Annotated in this window: 18 protein-coding genes; 12 read left to right on the top strand and 6 right to left on the bottom strand. The window is 72.4% G+C overall.

What is annotated here, in order from left to right:
* Positions 1–10 precede the first annotated feature (10 nt).
* On the top strand, positions 11–202 hold the full coding sequence (locus QM792_RS03570; RefSeq protein WP_415147809.1) for a hypothetical protein: 192 nt from the start codon (positions 11–13) through the stop codon (positions 200–202).
* Here the strand turns inward: QM792_RS03570 and QM792_RS03565 are convergent.
* The gene (locus tag QM792_RS03565) at positions 188–1030 is read right to left on the bottom strand and encodes a Rossmann-like domain-containing protein (RefSeq protein ID WP_415147808.1); all 843 of its coding nucleotides are present in this window, start codon (positions 1028–1030) and stop codon (positions 188–190) included. The two genes, QM792_RS03570 and QM792_RS03565, sit on opposite strands and share 15 nt — an antisense overlap.
* Before the next feature lie 17 nt (positions 1031–1047).
* Positions 1048–1476 carry a TOBE domain-containing protein gene (locus tag QM792_RS03560; protein WP_415147807.1) on the bottom strand — a complete coding sequence of 143 codons (429 nt, stop codon included), beginning with the start codon at positions 1474–1476 and terminating at the stop codon, positions 1048–1050.
* Between the two features lie 120 nt (positions 1477–1596).
* Here QM792_RS03560 and QM792_RS03555 point away from each other — a divergent pair, with 120 nt between their 5' ends.
* The 6 genes from QM792_RS03555 (at position 1597) to QM792_RS03530 (ending at position 7523) form a co-directional block, all read left to right on the top strand.
* Entirely contained in the window at positions 1597–1986 is a 390-nt protein-coding gene (locus QM792_RS03555; protein WP_415147806.1) for a winged helix-turn-helix domain-containing protein, read from the top strand.
* Positions 1987–2085: 99 nt separating this feature from the next.
* Positions 2086–4092 (top strand): TonB-dependent receptor plug domain-containing protein, encoded by a 2007-nt coding sequence (locus tag QM792_RS03550; protein WP_415147805.1) that lies wholly within the window; start codon positions 2086–2088, stop codon positions 4090–4092.
* A 13-nt stretch (positions 4093–4105) separates the two neighbouring features.
* Complete coding sequence (locus QM792_RS03545; RefSeq protein ID WP_415147804.1) at positions 4106–4648, top strand: DUF2478 domain-containing protein; 543 nt, start codon at positions 4106–4108, stop codon at positions 4646–4648.
* Positions 4641–5696 carry an ABC transporter substrate-binding protein gene (locus QM792_RS03540; RefSeq protein WP_415147803.1) on the top strand — a complete coding sequence of 352 codons (1056 nt, stop codon included), beginning with the start codon at positions 4641–4643 and terminating at the stop codon, positions 5694–5696. Before QM792_RS03545 ends, QM792_RS03540 begins: the two co-directional genes overlap by 8 nt.
* Positions 5683–6717 carry a FecCD family ABC transporter permease gene (locus QM792_RS03535; RefSeq protein ID WP_415147802.1) on the top strand — a complete coding sequence of 345 codons (1035 nt, stop codon included), beginning with the start codon at positions 5683–5685 and terminating at the stop codon, positions 6715–6717. The genes QM792_RS03540 and QM792_RS03535 overlap by 14 nt, the downstream gene beginning before the upstream one ends.
* Positions 6714–7523 carry an ABC transporter ATP-binding protein gene (locus QM792_RS03530; protein WP_415147801.1) on the top strand — a complete coding sequence of 270 codons (810 nt, stop codon included), beginning with the start codon at positions 6714–6716 and terminating at the stop codon, positions 7521–7523. The genes QM792_RS03535 and QM792_RS03530 overlap by 4 nt, the downstream gene beginning before the upstream one ends.
* A gap of 1 nt (position 7524) precedes the next feature.
* Here the strand turns inward: QM792_RS03530 and QM792_RS03525 are convergent, their stop codons facing one another.
* Positions 7525–8217 carry a dienelactone hydrolase family protein gene (locus tag QM792_RS03525; protein ID WP_415147800.1) on the bottom strand — a complete coding sequence of 231 codons (693 nt, stop codon included), beginning with the start codon at positions 8215–8217 and terminating at the stop codon, positions 7525–7527.
* 37 nt (positions 8218–8254) lie between these two features.
* Positions 8255–9343 carry a substrate-binding domain-containing protein gene (locus QM792_RS03520; protein ID WP_415147799.1) on the bottom strand — a complete coding sequence of 363 codons (1089 nt, stop codon included), beginning with the start codon at positions 9341–9343 and terminating at the stop codon, positions 8255–8257.
* Between the two features lie 174 nt (positions 9344–9517).
* Here QM792_RS03520 and QM792_RS03515 point away from each other — a divergent pair, with 174 nt between their 5' ends.
* Genes QM792_RS03515 through QM792_RS03495 form a run of 5 tightly spaced genes read left to right on the top strand, consistent with a single transcriptional unit; the run spans position 9518 to position 15470 of the window.
* Positions 9518–9991: a formate dehydrogenase subunit gamma gene (locus tag QM792_RS03515; protein ID WP_415147798.1), complete on the top strand. Its 474-nt coding sequence runs from the start codon at positions 9518–9520 to the stop codon at positions 9989–9991.
* A complete protein-coding gene (locus tag QM792_RS03510) occupies positions 9988–11547 on the top strand; it encodes a formate dehydrogenase beta subunit (protein ID WP_415147797.1) in 1560 nt (519 codons plus the stop codon). The genes QM792_RS03515 and QM792_RS03510 overlap by 4 nt, the downstream gene beginning before the upstream one ends.
* 2 nt (positions 11548–11549) lie before the next feature.
* Positions 11550–14426: a formate dehydrogenase subunit alpha gene (fdhF, locus tag QM792_RS03505; protein ID WP_415147796.1), complete on the top strand. Its 2877-nt coding sequence runs from the start codon at positions 11550–11552 to the stop codon at positions 14424–14426.
* Positions 14423–15256 (top strand): formate dehydrogenase accessory sulfurtransferase FdhD, encoded by an 834-nt coding sequence (fdhD, locus tag QM792_RS03500; protein WP_415147795.1) that lies wholly within the window; start codon positions 14423–14425, stop codon positions 15254–15256. Before fdhF ends, fdhD begins: the two co-directional genes overlap by 4 nt.
* A 13-nt stretch (positions 15257–15269) precedes the next feature.
* Positions 15270–15470, top strand: coding sequence for a formate dehydrogenase subunit delta (locus tag QM792_RS03495; RefSeq protein WP_415147794.1), 201 nt, complete (start codon positions 15270–15272; stop codon positions 15468–15470).
* A 4-nt stretch (positions 15471–15474) separates the two neighbouring features.
* On the opposite strand, the gene QM792_RS03490 is transcribed toward QM792_RS03495, so the two are convergent.
* On the bottom strand, positions 15475–16917 hold the full coding sequence (locus QM792_RS03490; RefSeq protein WP_415147793.1) for an aldehyde dehydrogenase family protein: 1443 nt from the start codon (positions 16915–16917) through the stop codon (positions 15475–15477).
* 85 nt (positions 16918–17002) lie between these two features.
* Positions 17003–19114, bottom strand: a complete 2112-nt coding sequence (locus QM792_RS03485; RefSeq protein WP_415147792.1) for a TonB-dependent siderophore receptor — start codon at positions 19112–19114, stop codon at positions 17003–17005.
* Positions 19115–19238 lie beyond the last annotated feature (124 nt).

The raw sequence follows: 19238 nt of genomic DNA, 5'->3' as shown, positions 1-19238 counted from the left end.
GAGGCCCGCCATGAAACTGCAACCCGTCGAGTCCGCGCCGCGCAGCGCTGCGGCCCCGCTGCTCAGGCCGGCGAACAAGGAAGCGGGTGTGCGCCTCGTGTGTCGTTGCGTCGGCTGCGGCTGCACCCTCACCTTCGATGCGCTGATCGTCTCCTGCGCCTGCGCCGACGAGGCGCCGCGCGCCGATTCAACGCTGCACTGAAGCGGCGCGCGCCAGCAGCGCGGCGGCACCGGGCCAGGCGTCGCGCGCGATGGCGGTCTTGCGCGCGTGTGCGCTCCACGGCATGCCGGCCGCGAGCGCGGCCTTGAAACCTTCGGCGTCGACGATCCAGCTACCGCCCAGCAGCGTGACGCCGCGCTCGAACAAGGCATCGGGCAGGCAGCCCGCCCCCGGGCCGATCATCGCGATGCGCTCGGCGCCGCGGCAGTGCCCCAGCAGTTCGGCTAGCGTGTCGTTGAGCAGCACGGTGCTGGTGCTCATCACCTTGTTGCAGTGGCGCAGTTCCGCCGCGTCGCGCGTCACGCGCCAGCCCTCGTGGCTGCCCAGCAGGTCTTCGCGCAGTTCCAGCACCGTCAGCCGCGCGCCGGTGGCCAGCACCTGCTTCACCAGCGGCGGGAACAGGCCGACCATGCCGGCGTGGTCGCCCGGGCCCAGGTCGAGATCGCCCATCGAGCCGCGCGCCGGCGGCGGCGTGTAGCCGGCGCGGCCGTACAGGTGGCGCGTCAGCGCGTTGATGGCGGCAAAGCCGAGCATGCGCTGCACGCCTTCGCCTTCGTCGGCATAGCGGCGCGCCAGTTCGAGCGCGGGCAGCCCGGCGATGCCGGCACCTTTGCCCGCATGCAGTTGCGCCAGCGCGCCGCCCAGCAGTGCGAAGCTCAGGCCGATCGAGCCGTCGTCCAGTTCCACCGCGCTGAACTCGCTGTTGCGCGACTCGGCCGGCGGCAGCAGCAGTCGGCGCACGCGCGGCAGCGGCCCGATTGCGGCGAGGCCCTCGACCGCCGCAACCAGCTCCCGGGCGATGGCGCGCATCGCGGCGGCCCGCTCGTTCAGGGCCGCGCCGCCACGATCACCGAATAGGCCTTGAACACCGCCGTGGCCGCCATGCCGGGCTTCAGGCCGAGCGCGTCGGCGCCTTCGTTGGTGACGCTGGCGGTGATGGCCTGGCCGCCGGGCAGCGTCAGCGCCACCAGCGACGACACCGCGCCGCGCTCGACGCGCGCGACGCTGCCGGCGAGCTGGTTGCGCGCCGAGAGCTGCCAGCCGTCGAAGTCGGTCACCAGCACCACGGCCGAGGCCTTGACGAGCGCCAGCGCCTGGCGGCCCTTGGCAAGCCGCAGGCGCGTGGCCGCGGCGCTGGTCAGCGTCGCGACGATCTCCACGCCGCCGTCCAGCGTGATGCTCACGCTGGCCGACACCGGGCCGATCTCGACGGCCGACACGGTGCCGGCGAACTGGTTGCGTGCGGTGGTCTTCATGGGCTTGCTCCGTCGGTCGCCCCGCCCCGGAATCGGGCAGGGCCGGTGCGCGGGATTGTGCCGGCAGCGCCGCCGCACTCGCCGCGAAGCCCCCGCGCGGACTGGTTATGCTCGGCCCTCATGACGACCCGGCGCGCACCCGCTCCCAACAAGTCCTCCCCGCCGGGGCCGCAACTGCGCTTTCGCATGCGCATCAACGACGGCGACGTCATCGCCATCGGGCCGGGCAAGATCGCGCTGCTCGAGGCGATCGAGCGCTGCGGCTCGATCACCGCCGCGGCCAAGAGCCTGGACATGTCGTACCGCCGCGCCTGGATGCTGATCGACGAGATGAACCACGCGCTGAAGACGCCGGCGGTCGACTCGGCCAAGGGCGGCAGCGCCGGCGGCGGCAGCGCGCTCACCGCCAGCGGGCGCGAGCTGATCGCGCTGTACCGGCGCATCGAAGAAACCGCCGCGCAGGCCGCCCGCGCCGACATCCGCAAGCTGGTCGGCATGCTGGCGCGCTGAGCGCCGCGCGCTCGCTGCACTCGTTGTATTCACCGAGATATCCCGCCTTCGGGCTGCGATATATTCGTGCATACATATCGACTGCTGCTTCCCTCCGCCATGTCCATTCCGACCGCTGCCCGCGCCCCGCTGCGCCTGTCCCTGCTGGCCCTGGCCTGCCTCTCGCTCGCCGCCGGCGCCCGCGCCGACGAAGCCTTCACGCTCGGCACCGTCACCGTCACCGGCGCGCGCGCGCCGGTCGGCGGAATGCCCGAGGACCAGGCCGGCTCGCTGGTCACGCAGACGCAGATGCAGCAGTTCGGCCGCGAGACGGTGGGCGACGCGGTCTCGCTGCTGCCCGGCGTGACGCTGGCCACCAACTCGCGCAACGAGTCGATGGTGTACGTGCGCGGCTACGACCCGCGCCAGGTGCCGCTGTTCATCGACGGCATCCCGGTCTACGTGCCCTACGACGGCTACGTCGACTTCGCCCGCTTCAGCACCTACGACATCGCCGCGATCCAGGTGGCCAAGGGCTTCAGCTCGATCGCCTACGGCCCGAACGCGCTGGGCGGCGCGATCAACCTCGTCTCGCGCAAGCCGACGCGCGCCTTCGAGGGCGACGCCTTCGTCGGCGCCGGCGCCGGCGGCGAGCGCAAGGCCGGCGTGAACGTCGGCACGCGGCAGGGCATGTGGTACGCCCAGGCGAGCGTCTCGCAGCGCGAGGCCGACGGCTTCCGCCTCTCGTCGGACTTCGAGCCGACGCCCACCGAAGACGGCGGCCTGCGCGACAACAGCGACCGCCGCGACCGCAAGCTGTCGTTCAAGCTCGGCCTGACGCCGAACGCGAGCGACGAGTACGCGCTGTCGTACTACAAGCAGGACGGCGAGAAGGGCCAGCCGCCCACCACCGGCACATCCGGCGTGCGCTACTGGCGCTGGCCGATGTGGGACAAGGAGAGCCTGTACTTCGTCTCGCGCACCGCGCTGGGCGCGTCCGAGGCGCTCAAGCTGCGCCTGTACCACGACCGTTTCGACAACGAGGTGACGAGCTACACCGACGCCACCTACACCACGCTGCGCACCAGCGGGCAGGGCAGCGTCGCCACCGGGCGCAGCATCTACCACGACCGCAGCACCGGCGGCGCCGTCGAGCTGGAATCGCGCCGCTTCGCCGGCCAGCTCTGGCGCGCGGTCGTGCAGCAGAAGAAGGACCGCCACGAGGAGCGCGACGCCAACGCGCTGCTCAACACCCGCTACGAGGACACGCTGCGCTCGATCGGCGTCGAAGACCTGATCGACATCGCCGAGCACTGGCAGCTCTCGCTGGGCGCGGCGCGCCACAGCCTGCACCCCGACAGCGTGTTCGGCCTGACCAGCACCTACGCGCTGCCCGACACCTCGCACGGCACCAACGCGCAGGTGGGCCTGTTCCACGACCTGACGCCGACGGCCCGCGCCTACCTCAGCGCCTCGCGCAAGACGCGCCTGCCGACGCTGAAGGACCGCTACTCGCAGCGCCTGGGCAACTACGTCGAGAACCCGCAGCTCGGGCCGGAGCGCTCGCTCAACCTCGAGGTCGGCTACCAGGGCCGGCCCAGCGCCGGCTTGCAGCTCGAAGCGGCGCTGTTCCTCGGCGAGGTCGACGACAAGATCCAGTCGGTGTTCGTCGCCGGCGGCACGAGCTGCGGCCCGGCCACGCCCTGCCAGATGCGCAACGTCGGCCGCACGCAGGTCCACGGCATCGAGCTGGGCGCGCGCGCCACGCCGCTGGCCTGGCTCGACCTGGGCGGCAACCTGACGCTGATGGAGCAGAGGAACACCTCCAACCCCGACACGCGCGTGACCGGCGTGCCCGACAACAAGGCCTTCGCCTACGCAGTCGTGCGCCCGCTGGAAGGCGTCTCCGTGCAGGCCACGCTGGAGCACAACAGCAAGCGCTGGGTCAACAACACCACCGCGCTGTCCGGCTTCACCATCCTCGGCCTGAAGGCGCTCTGGAGGCCGCTGCCGTCGCTGACGCTGGAAGCCGGCGTCGAGAACGCCACCGATCGCAACTACGAACTCGATGCCGGCTTCCCGGTGCCGGGGCGCTCGTGGTTCGCGCAGGCGCGCGTCGAATTCTGAAGGAGCACGAACCATGAGTTCCGCATGCGACGACGGCGCGCCCCGCGCCGCCGCCATCGTCGACGACGGCACGGCCGACGTCGACACGCTGCTGGCCGCGATCGCCTGCCAGCAGCGCCGCCTGGGCCGCGCGGTGCACGGCCTGGTGATGACCCATCCCGACGGCGGCCACGGCTGCGCTTCGCCGATGGTGCTGGTGGACCTGCAGACGCTCGACGAGTACCTGGTGTCGCAGCCGCTGGGCAGCGGCTCCGGCGCGTGCCGCGCCGACCCGCAGGGCTTCGCGCGCGCCAGCGCGGTGCTGCGCCGCGCCGCCGAGGCCGTGCCCGACCTGGTGGTCAGCAACCGCTTCGGCGCTCTGGAAGCCGAAGGCGGCGGTTTCAGCGCCGAACTGCTCGAACTGATGGCGCTCGGCATCCCGCTGCTGACCGTGGTGGCCACGCGCCACGCCGAGGCCTGGCAGCGCTTCAGCGGCGGCGCGCCGCTGCTGCCGCCCGAGCGCGCGGCGATCGACCGCTGGCTGGCCGCGACGCTGGCGGCGGCAGCGCATGCCTGAAGAACGACGGGTCTCGCGCCGCGCCTGGCTGATCGGCGCCGCGACGCTGTGCGCGGGCGTCGGCGCCGGTGTTCGCCCGGCGCGCGCCGCCAACCTGGTGCAACGCTTCGGCCGCCCGCTCGCGGCGCCGCCGCAGCGCCTGTTCGCCGCCGGGCCGCCGGCCGGCGTGCTGCTGGCCTGCCTGGCGCCCGAGCGCCTGCTCGGCTGGCCGACGCCGCTGCCGGACGCCGCCAAGGCGCTGCTGCCCGCCGCGGCGCGCGACAAGCCGGTGCTCGGCCGCCTGTCGGGCCGCGGCAGCACCGTCAGCCTGGAAGCGCTGCTGGCGCTCCAGCCCGACCTGATCGTCGACGCCGGCTCGGTGGACGCCACCTACGTCTCGACCGCGCAGCGCGTCGCCGAGCAGACCGGCGTGCCCTACCTGCTGGCCGACGGGCGGCTGGCCGATTCGGCGGCGCAGTTGCGCGAGCTGGGCGCGCTGCTCGGCGCGCCCGCGCGCGGCCAGGCGCTGGCCGCCTTCGCCGACGAGGCGCTGGCCGAGGCGGCGCGGGTCAGGGGCGACGGCGCCGCGCGGCCCTCGGTCTACCTCGCGCGCGGCGCCGACGGGCTGGAGACCGCCACCGCCGGCGCGATCAACGCCGAGATCATCGAGGCCGCCGGCGGCCGCAACGTCGCCGTCACCGGGCGCGCCGGCGTGGCACGCGTCTCGATGGAGCAGGTGCTCGGCTGGTCGCCCGACTGGGTGCTGACGCAGGACCGCAACTTCCACCGCCTGGCGCGCGGCGATGCGCCGTGGCGCACGCTGCCGGCGGTGCGCGAAGGCCGCTTGCTGCTCGCGCCCGAGCTGCCCTTCGGCTGGCTCGACGGCCCGCCCTCGGTGAACCGCCTGCTCGGCGTGAAGTGGCTGGCGGCGCAGTTGCGCCGCGGCACGGCGCCGGCGCGCGCGGCGCTCGACGAAAGCGTCGATGAAGCGCTGCGCTTCCACGCGCTGTTCTACGGCGTGACGCCGCCGCGCGAGGCCGTGCAGGGCTGGCTCGATGGCCGAACCTGAGGCGCGGCGCGGCGGCGCGCGGCGCCTGGCCTGGGGCGCGGCCGGGCTCGTGCTGCTGCTGGCCGTGGCGACGGCCTCGTTCTCGGTCGGCAAGTTCCCGCTCGCGCCGGCCGAGCTGTGGGCCTCGCTGCTGGCGCGCCTGAGCGGCGCCGCTTCGCCGCTGCCGCCGGCGGCCGAGGCGGTGATCTGGAGCGTGCGCGGCCCGCGCGTGCTGGCCGCGGCGCTGGTCGGCGCGGCGCTGGGCGCGGCCGGCGCGGCCTTCCAGGCGATGTTCCGCAACCCGCTGGTCTCGCCCGACATCCTCGGCGTCTCGGCCGGCTGCGGGCTGGGCGCGGCCGTCGCCATCCTGCTCGGCCTGCCGGTGGCGCTGATCTCCGGCGCGGCCTTCGGCGGCGGGCTGCTCGCGGTGGCCGTGGTGATGCTGGCCGCGCGCCGCGTCGGCGAACACGAGCCGGTGCTGGTGCTGGTGCTCGCCGGCGTGGCGGTGGGCGCGCTGCTGGGCGCCGGCATCTCGCTGGTCAAGCTGCTGGCCGACCCGAGCGTGCAGTTGCCGGCCATCACCTTCTGGCTGCTCGGCGGGCTGAACGCGGTCACGCCGGCCGACCTGTACTTCGCCTGGCCCTGGCTGGCCGCCGGCGCGCTGGTGCTGGTGCTGGCGCGCTGGCGCATCAACCTGCTGTCGCTGCCCGACGACGAGGCCGCCGCGCTGGGCGCGCGCGTCGGCCCGCTGCGCGCGGCGGTGGTGGCCGGCGCGACGCTGATGACCGCGTCGGCGGTGGCCCTGTCGGGCATCGTCGGCTGGGTCGGGCTGGTGGTGCCGCACGTGGCGCGGCTGCTGGTCGGGCCCGAGTTCAGCCGCCTGCTGCCGGTGGCGATGGGCCTGGGCGCGGCCTTCCTGATGCTGGCCGACACGCTGGCGCGCACGCTCGCGGCCATCGAGCTGCCGCTGTCGGTGCTGACCGCCGGCGTCGGCGCGCCCTTCTTCCTCTGGCTGCTCGGGCGGCGCCGCCGGCCGGCATGAACGGCACGCCACTGCTCGCGCTGCACGCGCTGGCCTTCGGCCACCACGGCCGCGCGCTGGGCGCGCCCGTCGACCTGGACGTGCGCGCCGGCGAGGTGGTCGCGCTGCTCGGGCCGAACGGCTGCGGCAAGACGACGCTGTTCCGCACCGTGCTCGGGCTGATCCCGGCGCTGGGCGGGCGCGTCGAGGTCGAGGGCATCGACCTGCTGGCCGCGCCGCGCGAGGCGATCGCGCGCCGCGTCGCCTACGTGCCGCAGGCGCACGGCGGCGTGTTCGCCTACCGCGTCGAAGACGTGGTGCTGATGGGCCGCGCGGTGCACGTCGGCGCCTTCGCGCTGCCCTCGCGGGACGACCGCGCCGCCGCCGCCGAGGCGCTCGAGCGGCTCGGCATCGCCCACCTCGCGGCGCGGCCCTACACCGAGATCAGCGGCGGCGAGCGCCAGCTCGTGCTGATCGCGCGCGCGCTGGCGCAGCGGGCGCGCGTGATCGTGATGGACGAACCCACCGCCAGCCTCGACTTCGGCAACCAGCGCGTGGTGCTGCGCGAGATCGAGGCGCTCGAGTCGCGCGGCGTCGCGGTGCTGCTCTCGACCCACCAGCCCGAGCACGCGCTGCGCATCGCCGACCGCGTCGCGCTGATGGGCGCCGGGGCGCGCTGGCAAGCCTTCGGCGCGGCGGCCGCCGTGATGACGCCGCGCACGCTGGCCGATCTGTACGGCGTGCCCGAGGAGGAGGTGGCGCGCAGCGTCGCCGGGCTGGCGCGCAACGTCGCCGGGCTGGCGCGGCCGGCCCCGGGCGGGGCGTAGCTCAGCTCAGCACGGCGCCGAAGAAGCGCATCGTGCGGTCCCAGGCCATCTGCGCCCAGGCCGCGTCGTACTGCGTCATCGGGATGCGGCCGCGGCCCTGCGCGGTCTCGTTCGCGAAGGCGTGGTGCGCCTGGTAGCGGTGGCCTTCGTAGCGTACGCCGGCATCCTTCAGCTTCGCTTCCAGGCCGTCGACGTTCTCGATCGCGAAGGCCTGGTCCTGCGTGGCCCAGTGGGCCTGCAGCGGGATGCTGATCTTGCCGGCATCGACGTATTCGAGCGGCGGCAGGCCGTACCACACCACCGCCGCGTCGGCCTCGGGCACCATCGTCGAGGCCAGCACGGTCAGCGCGCCGCCCATGCAGTAGCCGGTGACGCCGACCTTGCCGCTGCCGGCCTTCAGCGCCTTCAGGTACTGCACCGCGCCGCGGATGTCCTGCTGCGCCGCCTCGCCGAAGTTCAGCCCGCTCATCAGGTGGTGCGCCTCCTCGGCCTCGACGGTGCTCTTGCCGCGATAGAGATCGGGCACCAGCGCGGTGAAGCCGGCGTCGGCGAAGCGCCGCGCCACGCCGCGGATCTGCTCGTTCAGCCCCCACCACTCCTGGATCACCACCACCGCGCCGAGCGGCCGCTCGGCCGTCGCCAGTTCGCCCCTGGCGGCCCGTCCGTCGGGGCGCTTGAATTCGATGCTCTGCATGTGTCGTCTCCTCGTGTTGGGGCCGGCGGCCAGTATCTCAGCGATGCGCGCGCTGCGGCGGGGCGCCGAAGGCCTCGGCCAGCGTCAGCACGCGGCCGGCCTCGTCGGCCTGGTAGCCGGGCAGGCGGTTCACCGCGTCGCGGAAGTCGGCGCTGCGCAGCCGTTCGATCATGCGGCGCAGGTCGGGCGTCTCCAGGCTCGCCGCCTCGCAGAGAAAGAAATAGCGCTCCTGGTGGCAGGGCAGGAATTCGAGCTTGAACTCGCGCGCCGGCACCTCCAGGCCGAAGCCGGCGTCGGCCATGCCGCTGGCGACGAAAGCCGCCACCGCGGCGTGCGTGTACTCGCACTGCTCGTGGCCGCGGATCGCCGCCACGTCGATGCGGCGCTGGCGCAGCATCAGGTCGAGCAGGTGGCGCGTGCCCGAGCCGGGCTGGCGGTTGATGAAGCGCACCTCGGGCCGCGCGAGGTCGGCCACGTCGTAGATCTTCTTCGGGTTGCCGGGCGTCACCATCAGGCCCTGGCGGCGCGTGGCCAGCATCACCAGGCGCTGGCGCGCCGGGTCCAGCCAGGGGCGGTAGTGCGCCACCGTGGCGGCCTCGAACTCGCCCAGCGGCACGTGGAAGCCCGCCACCTCGCAGGCGCCGCTGACCAGCGCGGCCAGCGCCTCGGCGCTGCCGCAGTACTTCAGCTCGTGCGGCAGCGCCTCGCGTTCCATGGCCTCGTGCAGCATCTGCACCGCGAAGCCGTGGCTGGCGTGGATGCGCAGCCGCTCGGGCGCGGCGCTGAGCGCCTTGCGGATCTCGGCGTTCAGCTCGGAGGCGAGCGAGTCCAGCACCGGCGACAGCCGCGCCTGCACGCGCCGCTGCGCCCACACCAGGCGCTCGCCCAGGCCGGTGAGCTGCGAGCCCTTGCCGCGCGACATCAGCAGCAGCGGCTGGCCGAACAGCGCCTCGCCCTCGCGCAGCAGTTGCCAGGCGTGGCGGTACGACACGCCGCTGGCCGCGCAGGCGCCGGCCAGGCTGCCGTGTTCGTCGACCTGCGCCAGCAGCTCGACGACGCGCGGGCCGAGCGCGCGGCCGTCGGGGCCTTCGATGGTCCACAGCGGGGCGACGGAGACACGAAACATGGGGCGACGGTGGCAAATAGGCGCTGCACAGCCGATGACAACGCCGGGTTGGATCATATTGCCACCGCAGGCGATCGGCACGACCATCGCGGCAGCGGCGACCGGCTGCCATATGCGGCGCGCCGCCTATTGAGCCGTTGAATTCGAATCAGCGGTCGCCAGGAGACAAGCCGCATGACGACAACGGAAGCCATCGCCACCGTTCGCAGCATCGCCGACGCGCACCGCGACGTTCCCGGCGGCCTGATGCCCGCGCTGCACGCGGTGCAGGAGGCGCTGGGCCACGTGCCCGACACGGCCGTGCCGGTGCTGGCGCAGGCCTTCAACCGCTCGCGCGCCGAGGTGCACGGCGTGATCACCTACTACCACTTCTTCCGCCGCGAAGCGCCGGGCCGGGCCGTGGTGCAGGTGTGCCGCGCCGAGGCCTGCCAGGCCTGCGGCGCCGAAGACCTGCTGGCGCGCGCCGAAGCGCTGCTGGGCTGCAAGGCGCACGAGACGCGCGCCGACGGCGCGGTGACGCTGGAGCCGGTGTACTGCCTGGGCCTATGCGCCTCGTCGCCGGCGATGCAGATCGACGAAAAGCTGCACGCGCGCGTGACGCCCGAGAAGCTCGAACGCCTGCTCGGCGGCCTGGGGGTCGCGCGATGAGCGCGACCACGGTCTACGTGCCGCGCGACGCCGCCGCGCTGGCCGCCGGCGCCGACGAAGTCGCCGAACGAATCGCCGCCGAAGCCGCCGCGCGCGGCCGCGCCATCCATCTCGTGCGCAACGGCTCGCGCGGCATGTTCTGGCTCGAGCCGCTGGTGGAAGTGGCCACACCGCTGGGCCGCGTCGCCTACGGCCCGGTGACGGCCGACGACGTGCCCGGCCTGTTCGACGCCGGCCTGCTCGAAGGCGCGGCGCATGCGCTGTGCCACGGCGCCACCGAGCGCATCCCCTACCTCGCGAAGCAAGAGCGGCTGACCTTCGCCCGCGTGGGCGTGACCGATCCGCTCTCGCTGGCCGACTACGAAGCCCACGAGGGCTGGGCCGGCCTGAGGCGCGCGCTGGCGCTGGCGCCCGCGGCCATCGTGCAGGAAGTGCTGGATTCCGGCCTGCGCGGGCGCGGCGGCGCCGCCTTCCCGGCCGGCATCAAGTGGAAGACGGTGGCCGGCGCGCAGGCGGCGCAGAAATACGTGGTCTGCAATGCCGACGAGGGCGACTCCGGCACCTTCTCCGACCGCATGACGCTCGAAGGCGATCCGTACATGCTGATCGAAGGCATGGCGATCGCCGGCCTCGCGGTGGGCGCAACCAAGGGCTACGTCTACATCCGCTCCGAGTACCCGCACGCGGTGGCGGTGGTGCAAGAAGCGATCACGCGCGCCACGGCCGCCGGCTTCCTCGGCGAGAACGTCTGCGGCAGCGGCCGGGCCTTCCACCTGGAGGTGCGCAAGGCCGCCGGCGCCTACGTCTGCGGCGAAGAGACCGCGATGCTGGAAAGCATCGAAGGCAGGCGCGGCATCGTGCGCGCCAAGCCGCCGCTGCCGGCGCTGGCCGGGCTGTTCGGCCAGCCGACCGTGATCAACAACGTCATCAGCCTGGCCAGCGTGCCCATCGTCCTGGCGCGCGGGGCGGCCTTCTACAAGAACTACGGCGTGGGCCGCTCGCACGGCACGCTGCCCTTCCAGCTCGCCGGCAACATCCAGCACGGCGGGCTGGTCGAGAAGGCCTTCGGCCTGACGCTCAGGGAGCTGGTGTTCGACTTCGGCGGCGGCACGCGCAGCGGCCGGCCGGTCAAGGCCATCCAGGTCGGCGGCCCGCTGGGCGCCTACGTGCCCGAATCGCGCTGGGACACGCCGCTCGACTACGAAGCCTATGCCGCCTTCGGCGCCGTGCTGGGCCATGGCGGCGTCGTGGTGCACGACGACACGGCCGACATGGCCCGCCTCGCCCGTTACGCGATGGAGTTCTGCGCGCTGGAGAGCTGCGGCAAGTGCACGCCCTGCCGCATCGGCAGCACGCGCGGCGTGGAGGTCATCGACCGCATCACCCGCGACGAGCGCCGCGCCGAGCAGGTGATCCTGCTGCGCGACCTGTGCGACACCATGCTGGCCGGCAGCCTGTGCGCGATGGGCAGCATGACGCCCTACCCGGTGCTGTCGGCGCTGGACCACTGGCCCGAGGACTTCGGCATCACGGCACCTGAACGAAAGGCGGCCTGACCATGCTTCACCATCACCCGCAAGAGATCGACCGCGGCACGCCGGCCAGCGAGTCGACCACGACGGTCACGCTGACCATCGACGGCGCCAGCGTCAGCGTGCCCGCCGGCACCTCGCTGATGCGCGCGGCCATCGACGCCGGCGTGCAGGTGCCCAAGCTGTGCGCCACCGACAGCCTGGAGCCCTTCGGCTCGTGCCGGCTGTGCCTGGTGGAGATCGAGGGCCGGCGCGGCTACCCGGCCTCGTGCACCACGCCGGCCGAGGCCGGCATGGTGGTGCGCACCCAGACGCCGAAACTGCAGCAGTTGCGCCGCGGCGTGATGGAGCTGTACATCAGCGACCACCCGCTGGACTGCCTGACCTGCGCGGCCAACGGCGACTGCGAGCTGCAGGACATGGCCGGCGTCACCGGCCTGCGCAACGTGCGCTACGGCGTCGGCGCGGCGGCCGGCGCGCACCACTGCGACGCGCAGAAGGACGAATCGAATCCGTACTTCACCTACGACGCCAGCAAGTGCATCGTCTGCAACCGCTGCGTGCGCGCCTGCGAGGAAACGCAGGGCACCTTCGCGCTGACGATCTCGGGGCGCGGTTTCGACAGCCGCGTCTCGCCGGGGCAGGACCAGCCCTTCATGGACAGCGAGTGCGTCAGTTGCGGCGCCTGCGTGCAGGCCTGCCCGACCGCCACCTTGCAGGAGAAGAGCGTCATCGAACTCGGCCAGGCCGAGCACAGCGTGATCACCACCTGCGCCTACTGCGGCGTGGGCTGCGGCTTCAAGGCCGAGATGAAGGGCAACACCGTCGTGCGCATGACGCCGTGGAAGGACGGCAAGGCCAACGAAGGCCACTCCTGCGTCAAGGGCCGCTTCGCCTGGGGCTACGCGACGCACAAGGACCGCATCACCAAGCCGATGATCCGCGCCAGGATCACCGACCCGTGGCGCGAGGTCACCTGGGACGAGGCGATCGACCACGCCGCGCGCGAGTTCAAGCGCATCCAGGCCGAACACGGCAAGGACTCGATCGGCGGCATCACCTCCAGCCGCTGCACCAACGAAGAGACCTACCTGGTGCAGAAGCTGGTGCGCGCGGCCTTCGGCACCAACAACGTCGACACCTGCGCGCGCGTGTGCCACTCGCCCACCGGCTACGGCCTGGGCCAGACCTACGGCACCTCGGCGGGCACGCAGACCTTCAAGTCGGTGGAGCACGCCGACGTGATCATGGTCATCGGCGCCAACCCGACCGACGCGCACCCGGTGTTCGCCTCGCGCATGAAGAAGCGCCTGCGCGAAGGCGCGCAACTGATCGTCGTCGATCCGCGCCGCATCGAGCTGGTGGAGTCGCCGCACGTCCGCGCGCGGCACCACCTCGCGCTGAAGCCCGGCACCAACGTCGCGATGATCACCGCGCTGGCGCACGTGGTCGTCACCGAAGGGCTGGTGAACGAAGCCTACGTGGCCGAGCGCTGCGACAGCCGCAGCTTCGACGACTGGCGCGCCTTCGTGGCCCGCCCCGAGAACTCGCCCGAGGCCTTCGAGGCCGTGACGGGCGTGCCGGCCGCCGAGGTGCGCGCCGCCGCGCGGCTGTATGCCAGCGGCCCGAACTCGGCGATCTACTACGGCCTGGGCGTCACCGAGCACGCCCAGGGCTCGACGATGGTGATAGGCATCGCCAACCTCGCGATGGCCTGCGGCATGGTCGGCCGCGAGGGCGTCGGCGTGAGCCCGCTGCGCGGCCAGAACAACGTGCAGGGAAGCTGCGACATGGGCAGCTTCCCGCACGAGCTGCCGGGCTACCGCCACATCGCCGACACCACGGTGCGCTCGCAGTTCGAGGCCGCCTGGGGCGTCGAGCTGAGCCCCGAGCCGGGGCTGCGCATCCCGAACATGTTCGACGCCGCGCTGGCCGGCAGCTTCAAGGGGCTGTACTGCCAGGGCGAGGACATCGTGCAGAGCGACCCCAACACGCAGCACGTGGCCGCGGCGCTGTCGGCGATGGAATGCATCGTCGTGCAGGACATCTTCCTCAACGAGACCGCCAAGTACGCCCACGTGCTGCTGCCCGGCACCAGCTTCCTCGAGAAGGACGGCACCTTCACCAACGCCGAGCGCCGCATCAGCCGCGTGCGCCGGGTGATGCCGCCCATTCCGGGGCTGGCGGACTGGGAGGTGACGGTGCGCCTGGCCAACGCGCTCGGCTACCCGATGCACTACGCGCACCCCGAGGAGATCATGCGCGAGATCGCCGCGCTGACGCCCAGCTTCGCCGGCGTCACCTACGAGAAGATCGACCGCTTCGGCAGCGTGCAGTGGCCCTGCAACGAGGGCACCGACGAAGCCGGCACCGCGCTGATGCACGTCGGCGGGTTCGTGCGCGGCAAGGGGCGCTTCTTCAACACGCAGTACGTGCCGAGCGAGGAGAAGGTCACGCGCCGCTACCCGCTGCTGCTGACCACCGGGCGCATCCTCAGCCAGTACAACGTCGGCGCGCAGACGCGGCGCACGCCCAACAACCGCTGGCACGACGAAGACCGGCTGGAGATCCATCCGCACGACGCCGAGGAGCGCGGCATCGACGAAGGCGACTGGGTCGGCATCGCCAGCCGCGCCGGGCAGACGGTGCAGCGCGCGATGATCAGCGACCGCATGCAGCCCGGCGTGGTCTACACCACCTTCCACTTCCCCGAGTCGGGCGCCAACGTCATCACCACCGACAGCTCCGACTGGGCCACCAACTGCCCCGAGTACAAGGTGACCGCGGTGCAGGTGACCAAGGTGATGCAGCCCTCGGAATGGCAGAAGGAATACGCCGAGTTCAACCGCGAGCAGCTCGACCTGCTGGCGCGGGCGCGCGGCGAGGCGGTGATGGGCAAGTGAAGCCGCTCGACACCTCGCTCGCGCCGCCCGGCACGCGGCCGGCGCATGTCGCCGAATGGCGCGGCGCGCGCGACTCGGCACGCGCCGACCTGCTGGCCGAGGAAGTGCCGGTGGCGCTGGTGTTCAACGGCATCTCGCACGCGGTGATGCTCGCCAGCCCCGTCGAGCTGGAAGACTTCGCGCTCGGCTTCGCATTCACCGAGGGCCTGATCGACGCGCCGCGCGAGCTGTTCGGCGTCGAGGCGCAAACGGTGGCCGAGGGCATCGAACTGCGCCTGGAGGTCTCGTCGGCCTGCGAGTGGCGGCTGAAGGAGCGCCGCCGCACGCTCGCCGGCCGCACCGGCTGCGGCCTGTGCGGCACCGACAGCCTGGCGCAGGTGCGCCGCGCGCTGGCGCCGGCCCCCGCGGTCAGCGTGCCGACAGCCGCGCTCGGGCGCGCGCAGCGCGAGCTGTGGCAGCACCAGGCGCTGCAGCAGCTCACCGGCGCGACGCACGCCGCCGCGTGGTGCGGCCTAGACGGCCGCGTGCAACTGCTGCGCGAGGACATCGGCCGCCACAACGCGCTCGACAAGCTGATCGGCGCGCTGCTGCGCGGCGGCGCCGACAGCGCCGCCGGCTTCGCCGTCATCACCAGCCGCGCCAGCTTCGAGATGGTGCAGAAGGCGGTGGCGGCCGGCATCGGCGCGCTGGCGGCCGTCTCGGCGCCGACGGCGCTGGCGGTGCGCGCGGCCGCCGAACTGAACCTCGCGCTGGCCGGCTTCGTGCGCGGCGGCGACGGCGTGGCCTACACCTTCCCCGAACGCTTCGGCCTGGCTTCCGATGGACCCTGACAACCTCGTTCACATGGCCAACCGCATCGGCGAGTTCTTCGCCGCGATGCCCGACGCCGCCGAGGCGCGCGCGAGCATCGCCACGCACATCCGCCGCTACTGGGAGCCGCGCATGCGCCGCGCGCTGATGGAGCACGTCGCGCAGCGCCAGGGCGCGGGGCTCTCGCCGCTGGTGCTGCAGGCGATCCGCGAGGCGCCGGCGCCGCTCGTTTAAGAAGTCAGACGCGCCGCAGCAGGTCGAGCAGCATGCGGCTGAGCCTGGCCTTGCCCGCCGTGTAGGGCGGGAACAGCATCTTCAGCGCCGACAGCGGCCCGCCGGAGAGCACCGCGCGCTCGTGCGAGAAGGCCGTGAAGCCGAACACGCCGTGCGCGTTGCCCAGCCCGGAGTTGTTGACACCGCCGAACGGCAGGTTGCCGTGCGCGAACTGCTGCAGGCACAGGTTGACGCACAGGCTGCCCGAGCTGGTGTCGGCGCGCAGCCTGTCGGCCGCCGCGCCGTCGCGGCTCCACAGGTACAGCGCCAGCGGCTTGGGCGCGGCGTTGATGCGCGCGATCACCTCGTCGAGCGAATCGAAGGGCGCGACCGGCAGCACCGGGCCGAAGATCTCCTCCTGCGCGATGCGCGCCGCGTCGCTGACGTCGGCCAGCAGCGTCGGCGCCACGTAGCGCCGCGCCGCATCGTGCGTGCCGCCGGCCAGCACGCGCGCGCCGCGCGCCACCGCGTCGTCGACCAGCCCGGCCACGCGCTGCGCATGGCGCTCGTGGATCATGCGGCCCAGGCTGGGGCTCGCGGCCACCGCGGCGGCATCGGCGCCGAAGCGCTCGGCCAGCACCTCGCGGCACAGCGCGACGAAGGGTTCCATCACCGAGCGGTGCACGTAGACGTGGTCGGGCGCCACGCAGGTCTGCCCGGCGTTGACCAGCTTGCCCCACATCAGGTGCTCGGCGGCGTGGCGCAGGTCGGCGCTGGCGTCGACGACCACCGGCGACTTGCCGCCCAGCTCCAGCGTCACCGAGGCGAGGTGCTTCGCGGCGGCGGCCATCACCACCTTGCCGACCGCCGGCGAGCCGGTGAAGAAGACGTGGTCGAAGGGCAGCGCGAGCAGGTGCGTGGACGTTTCGACGGCGCCCTCGACCATCGCCACCTCGGCCGGCTCGAACACCTCGGCGACCAGCTCGCCGATCACCGCGTTGACGCGCGGCGTGAACTCCGAGGGCTTGAGGATCGCCGTGTTGCCCGCCGCCAGCGCCGAGACCAGCGGGCCGAGCAGCGTCGACACCGGGTAGTTCCAGGGCCCGATGATCAGGCAGCGCCCGCGCGGCTGGCAGACGATGCGCGCGCGGGTGCCGAAGGTCATCAGCGTCGGCGCGGCGCGCTGCGGGCGCATCCAGCGCTTCAGGTGCTTCTGCGCGTGGCGGATCTCGTCGACCACCGGCAGCAGCTCGGTGAGGTCGACCTCGACGGCGGGCTTGCCCAGGTCTTTCGCGAACGCGGCGGCGAAGGCCTCGCGGCGTGCCAGCAGCGCATCGAGCAGCCGGCCCAGCCTGGCGCGGCGCTCGTCGGCGCCGCTGCGGCGCAGCGCCAGCGCCTTCGCGGCCTGGCCGGCGAAGAGCGCGTCGATGACGGCGGGGGCGGTTTCGCGGTCCAGCGGATTGCACATGGCGGTCGGCTCGGCAGAAGGCGGTTTGCCATCTTGCCCGAGCCGGCCGCCGGGCGGCTCGGTGGGGCTCTCTACTTTGGGAGCTTCACAGCTTGTAGTCGAGCGAGACCATGAAGTTGCGCGGCGCGCCGTAGATCGCGCCGTATTCCACCGTGCCGACGTACTTCTTGTTGGTCAGGTTGTTGACGTTGAAGCGCAGCGTGGCCGCATCGGTCATCTCCCAGGCCGCGAAGGCATTGGCGACGGTGTAGCCCTTCTGCCGCGCGCCGCCGATCTTGTGGACATCCGACTGCCAGCGGGCGTTGATGCCGGCGCGCACGCCGGGCAGCCCCGGCACGCGGCTGTCGAAGCGGAGGTTGAAGGTCTGGCGCGGCACCCACTCGTAGATGTCCTTGCCGTCCGGGCCGGTGAGGTCGAGCTTGGTGAAACCCAGCGTCAGGTTGGCGTCCTGCGTGATGCGGCCGGTGGCCTCGATCTCGAAGCCCTGCGACTTCACGTCCTTCGGTTCGTACCAGTAGGTGCCGCCGGCGGTGATGCCGCCGTAGGTCGCCAGGCCCTTCTGCTTCGACGAGAACAGCGCGAAGGTGGTGAGGAACTTGCGGTCCAGCCACTCGGCCTTGACGCCGGCCTCGACGTTGACGCCCTTCATCGGCGCGAGGTAGGCGCCGTTGATATCGGTCTGGTCCTGGTTCTGGAAGATGTCTGAATACGACACGTAGCCCAGCAGGTCGGGCGTGATGTCGTAGGTGACGCCGAGGTAGGGGCTGAGCTCCTCGGTCTTGGGGTAGTTGTTGGCCGTCGCGACGCTGCCGTACAGCGACGCACCCTCGCGCTCGAGCCGGATCGCGTTCAGGCCGCCGATCGCCTTCAGGCTGTCGGTCAGCGCGAAGCGCATGGCGGCATACAGGCGCGTGAGTTGCTGCTCGCCCGTGGTGTCGGGCGTGCGCGGGCCCCAGCCCGGCTCGGCGTAGACATTGCCCGCGTACGGGAAGGCCGGCAGCGGCTGGATGGGCGCGGCGAGAGGGAAGACGTCGCGCTCGGTCTCCTGCCGCGAATGGCTGAGGCCGGCGATCAGGTGGTGGGTGCGCCCGAAGGCCTTGAACTGGCCGCTGAGGTTGGCGTCCAGCACGTCGTTGGTCTGCTCGGTGGTGCTCCGGTAGGCCCAGCCGACGAGGCCGGTGTTGTCCATGTTCAGGGCGCCGGTGGGCACGTAGGCGTACAGCAGCTTCGTGTCCTCGTCACCGCGGCGGTGGGTGTAGGTGAGCTTGGCCTCCCAGTCGGCCGACAGCGTGTGCGTGTACTCGGCGAAGACGCTTTGCGAGCGCGTGTCCCAGCGCGCCCAGTCCTGCGAGGTCGACGAGGAGACGTCGAAGTCGGCCTGGCTGCCGTCGACGCGGTTGAGCGTCAGCGAGCCCCACATCGGCGATTTCTGCTTCGAATCCTGGTAGGTGAAGCCCAGGGTCAGCATGCCGTTGTCGCCGATCTGGCCGTCGACGACGCCGTACAGCGTGCTGCGCGTGTCGTGCAGCGCGCGCAGATACGAATCCTTGTCTTCGTGCGCGACGACCAGCCGGCCGGCCCACGAACCGTCGGCGGTGAACACCTTGTTGTAGTCCAGCGCGACGCGGCCGGTGTGGTAGGAGCCGCCGCTGAGTTGCACCACGCCGCCGTCCTTGTTGGTCGGCCGCTTGCGCACGTAGTTGATCGTGCCCGACGAGTTGCCCACGCCGGTCAGCAGCCCGTTGGCGCCGCGGATCAGCTCGATGCGCTCGAAGATGAACGAGTCCTGCTGGCCGACGACGGTGCCCCAGTCGTTGGTCATGCCCAGGCCGTCGATCTGCGTCAACTGCACCTCGAAACCACGCGCCTGGTAGACGGCGCGGTTGGTCTCGTACTGCTCGACGTTGATGCCGGTGCCCAGGCGCAGCGCGTCGTTGCTGCCGCTCAGGCCGTAGTCGGTGATGGCTTCGCGTTCGATCGTGCTGATCGACTGCGGCGTGTCCTTGATCTCCAGCGGCAGGTTGGTCGCGCCCTTGGAGACGCGGCGCTCGCGCTTGCCGGTGACGACGACCGCATCGAGCGTCGTTTCCTTGTCCTTCGCGCTCGCGGCGGCGGCGGCGTCCTGCGCGCGCGCATCGTCGCCGAGCGCCACGCAGGCCGCGAGGGCGCAGGCGGTCATCGTGAACGGGTACTTCATCGGGTTCTCCGGATTCGAGGTGAGTTCTTCGCAGCGGCCACCGCTGCGGGGCCGCGGGCTGCAAACGCGGGGAGCGGCAGCCGATTGTAATGCGAATGACTCTCAGTCCTAAGAACTGAATCCG

It is taken from the genome of Piscinibacter sp., assembly GCF_047600445.1.
Taxonomy (GTDB): Bacteria; Pseudomonadota; Gammaproteobacteria; order Burkholderiales; family Burkholderiaceae_C; genus Piscinibacter.
The sequence above is the reverse complement of the archived record's forward strand: the minus strand, read 5'-3'. Positions and strand labels throughout refer to the sequence as shown.

Coding starts and splice junctions, on each gene's coding strand:
- QM792_RS03535 (WP_415147802.1), top strand. CDS start 5,683: ATGGCCGAACCTGAGGCGCGGCGCGGCGGCGCGCGGCGCCTGGCCTGG.
- QM792_RS03515 (WP_415147798.1), top strand. CDS start 9,518: ATGACGACAACGGAAGCCATCGCCACCGTTCGCAGCATCGCCGACGCG.
- QM792_RS03565 (WP_415147808.1), bottom strand. CDS start 1,030: ATGCGCGCCATCGCCCGGGAGCTGGTTGCGGCGGTCGAGGGCCTCGCC.
- QM792_RS03510 (WP_415147797.1), top strand. CDS start 9,988: ATGAGCGCGACCACGGTCTACGTGCCGCGCGACGCCGCCGCGCTGGCC.
- QM792_RS03485 (WP_415147792.1), bottom strand. CDS start 19,114: ATGAAGTACCCGTTCACGATGACCGCCTGCGCCCTCGCGGCCTGCGTG.
- QM792_RS03520 (WP_415147799.1), bottom strand. CDS start 9,343: ATGTTTCGTGTCTCCGTCGCCCCGCTGTGGACCATCGAAGGCCCCGAC.
- fdhF (WP_415147796.1), top strand. CDS start 11,550: ATGCTTCACCATCACCCGCAAGAGATCGACCGCGGCACGCCGGCCAGC.
- QM792_RS03545 (WP_415147804.1), top strand. CDS start 4,106: ATGAGTTCCGCATGCGACGACGGCGCGCCCCGCGCCGCCGCCATCGTC.
- QM792_RS03495 (WP_415147794.1), top strand. CDS start 15,270: ATGGCCAACCGCATCGGCGAGTTCTTCGCCGCGATGCCCGACGCCGCC.
- QM792_RS03525 (WP_415147800.1), bottom strand. CDS start 8,217: ATGCAGAGCATCGAATTCAAGCGCCCCGACGGACGGGCCGCCAGGGGC.
- QM792_RS03550 (WP_415147805.1), top strand. CDS start 2,086: ATGTCCATTCCGACCGCTGCCCGCGCCCCGCTGCGCCTGTCCCTGCTG.
- QM792_RS03490 (WP_415147793.1), bottom strand. CDS start 16,917: ATGTGCAATCCGCTGGACCGCGAAACCGCCCCCGCCGTCATCGACGCG.
- QM792_RS03555 (WP_415147806.1), top strand. CDS start 1,597: ATGACGACCCGGCGCGCACCCGCTCCCAACAAGTCCTCCCCGCCGGGG.
- QM792_RS03530 (WP_415147801.1), top strand. CDS start 6,714: ATGAACGGCACGCCACTGCTCGCGCTGCACGCGCTGGCCTTCGGCCAC.
- QM792_RS03570 (WP_415147809.1), top strand. CDS start 11: ATGAAACTGCAACCCGTCGAGTCCGCGCCGCGCAGCGCTGCGGCCCCG.
- QM792_RS03540 (WP_415147803.1), top strand. CDS start 4,641: ATGCCTGAAGAACGACGGGTCTCGCGCCGCGCCTGGCTGATCGGCGCC.
- QM792_RS03560 (WP_415147807.1), bottom strand. CDS start 1,476: ATGAAGACCACCGCACGCAACCAGTTCGCCGGCACCGTGTCGGCCGTC.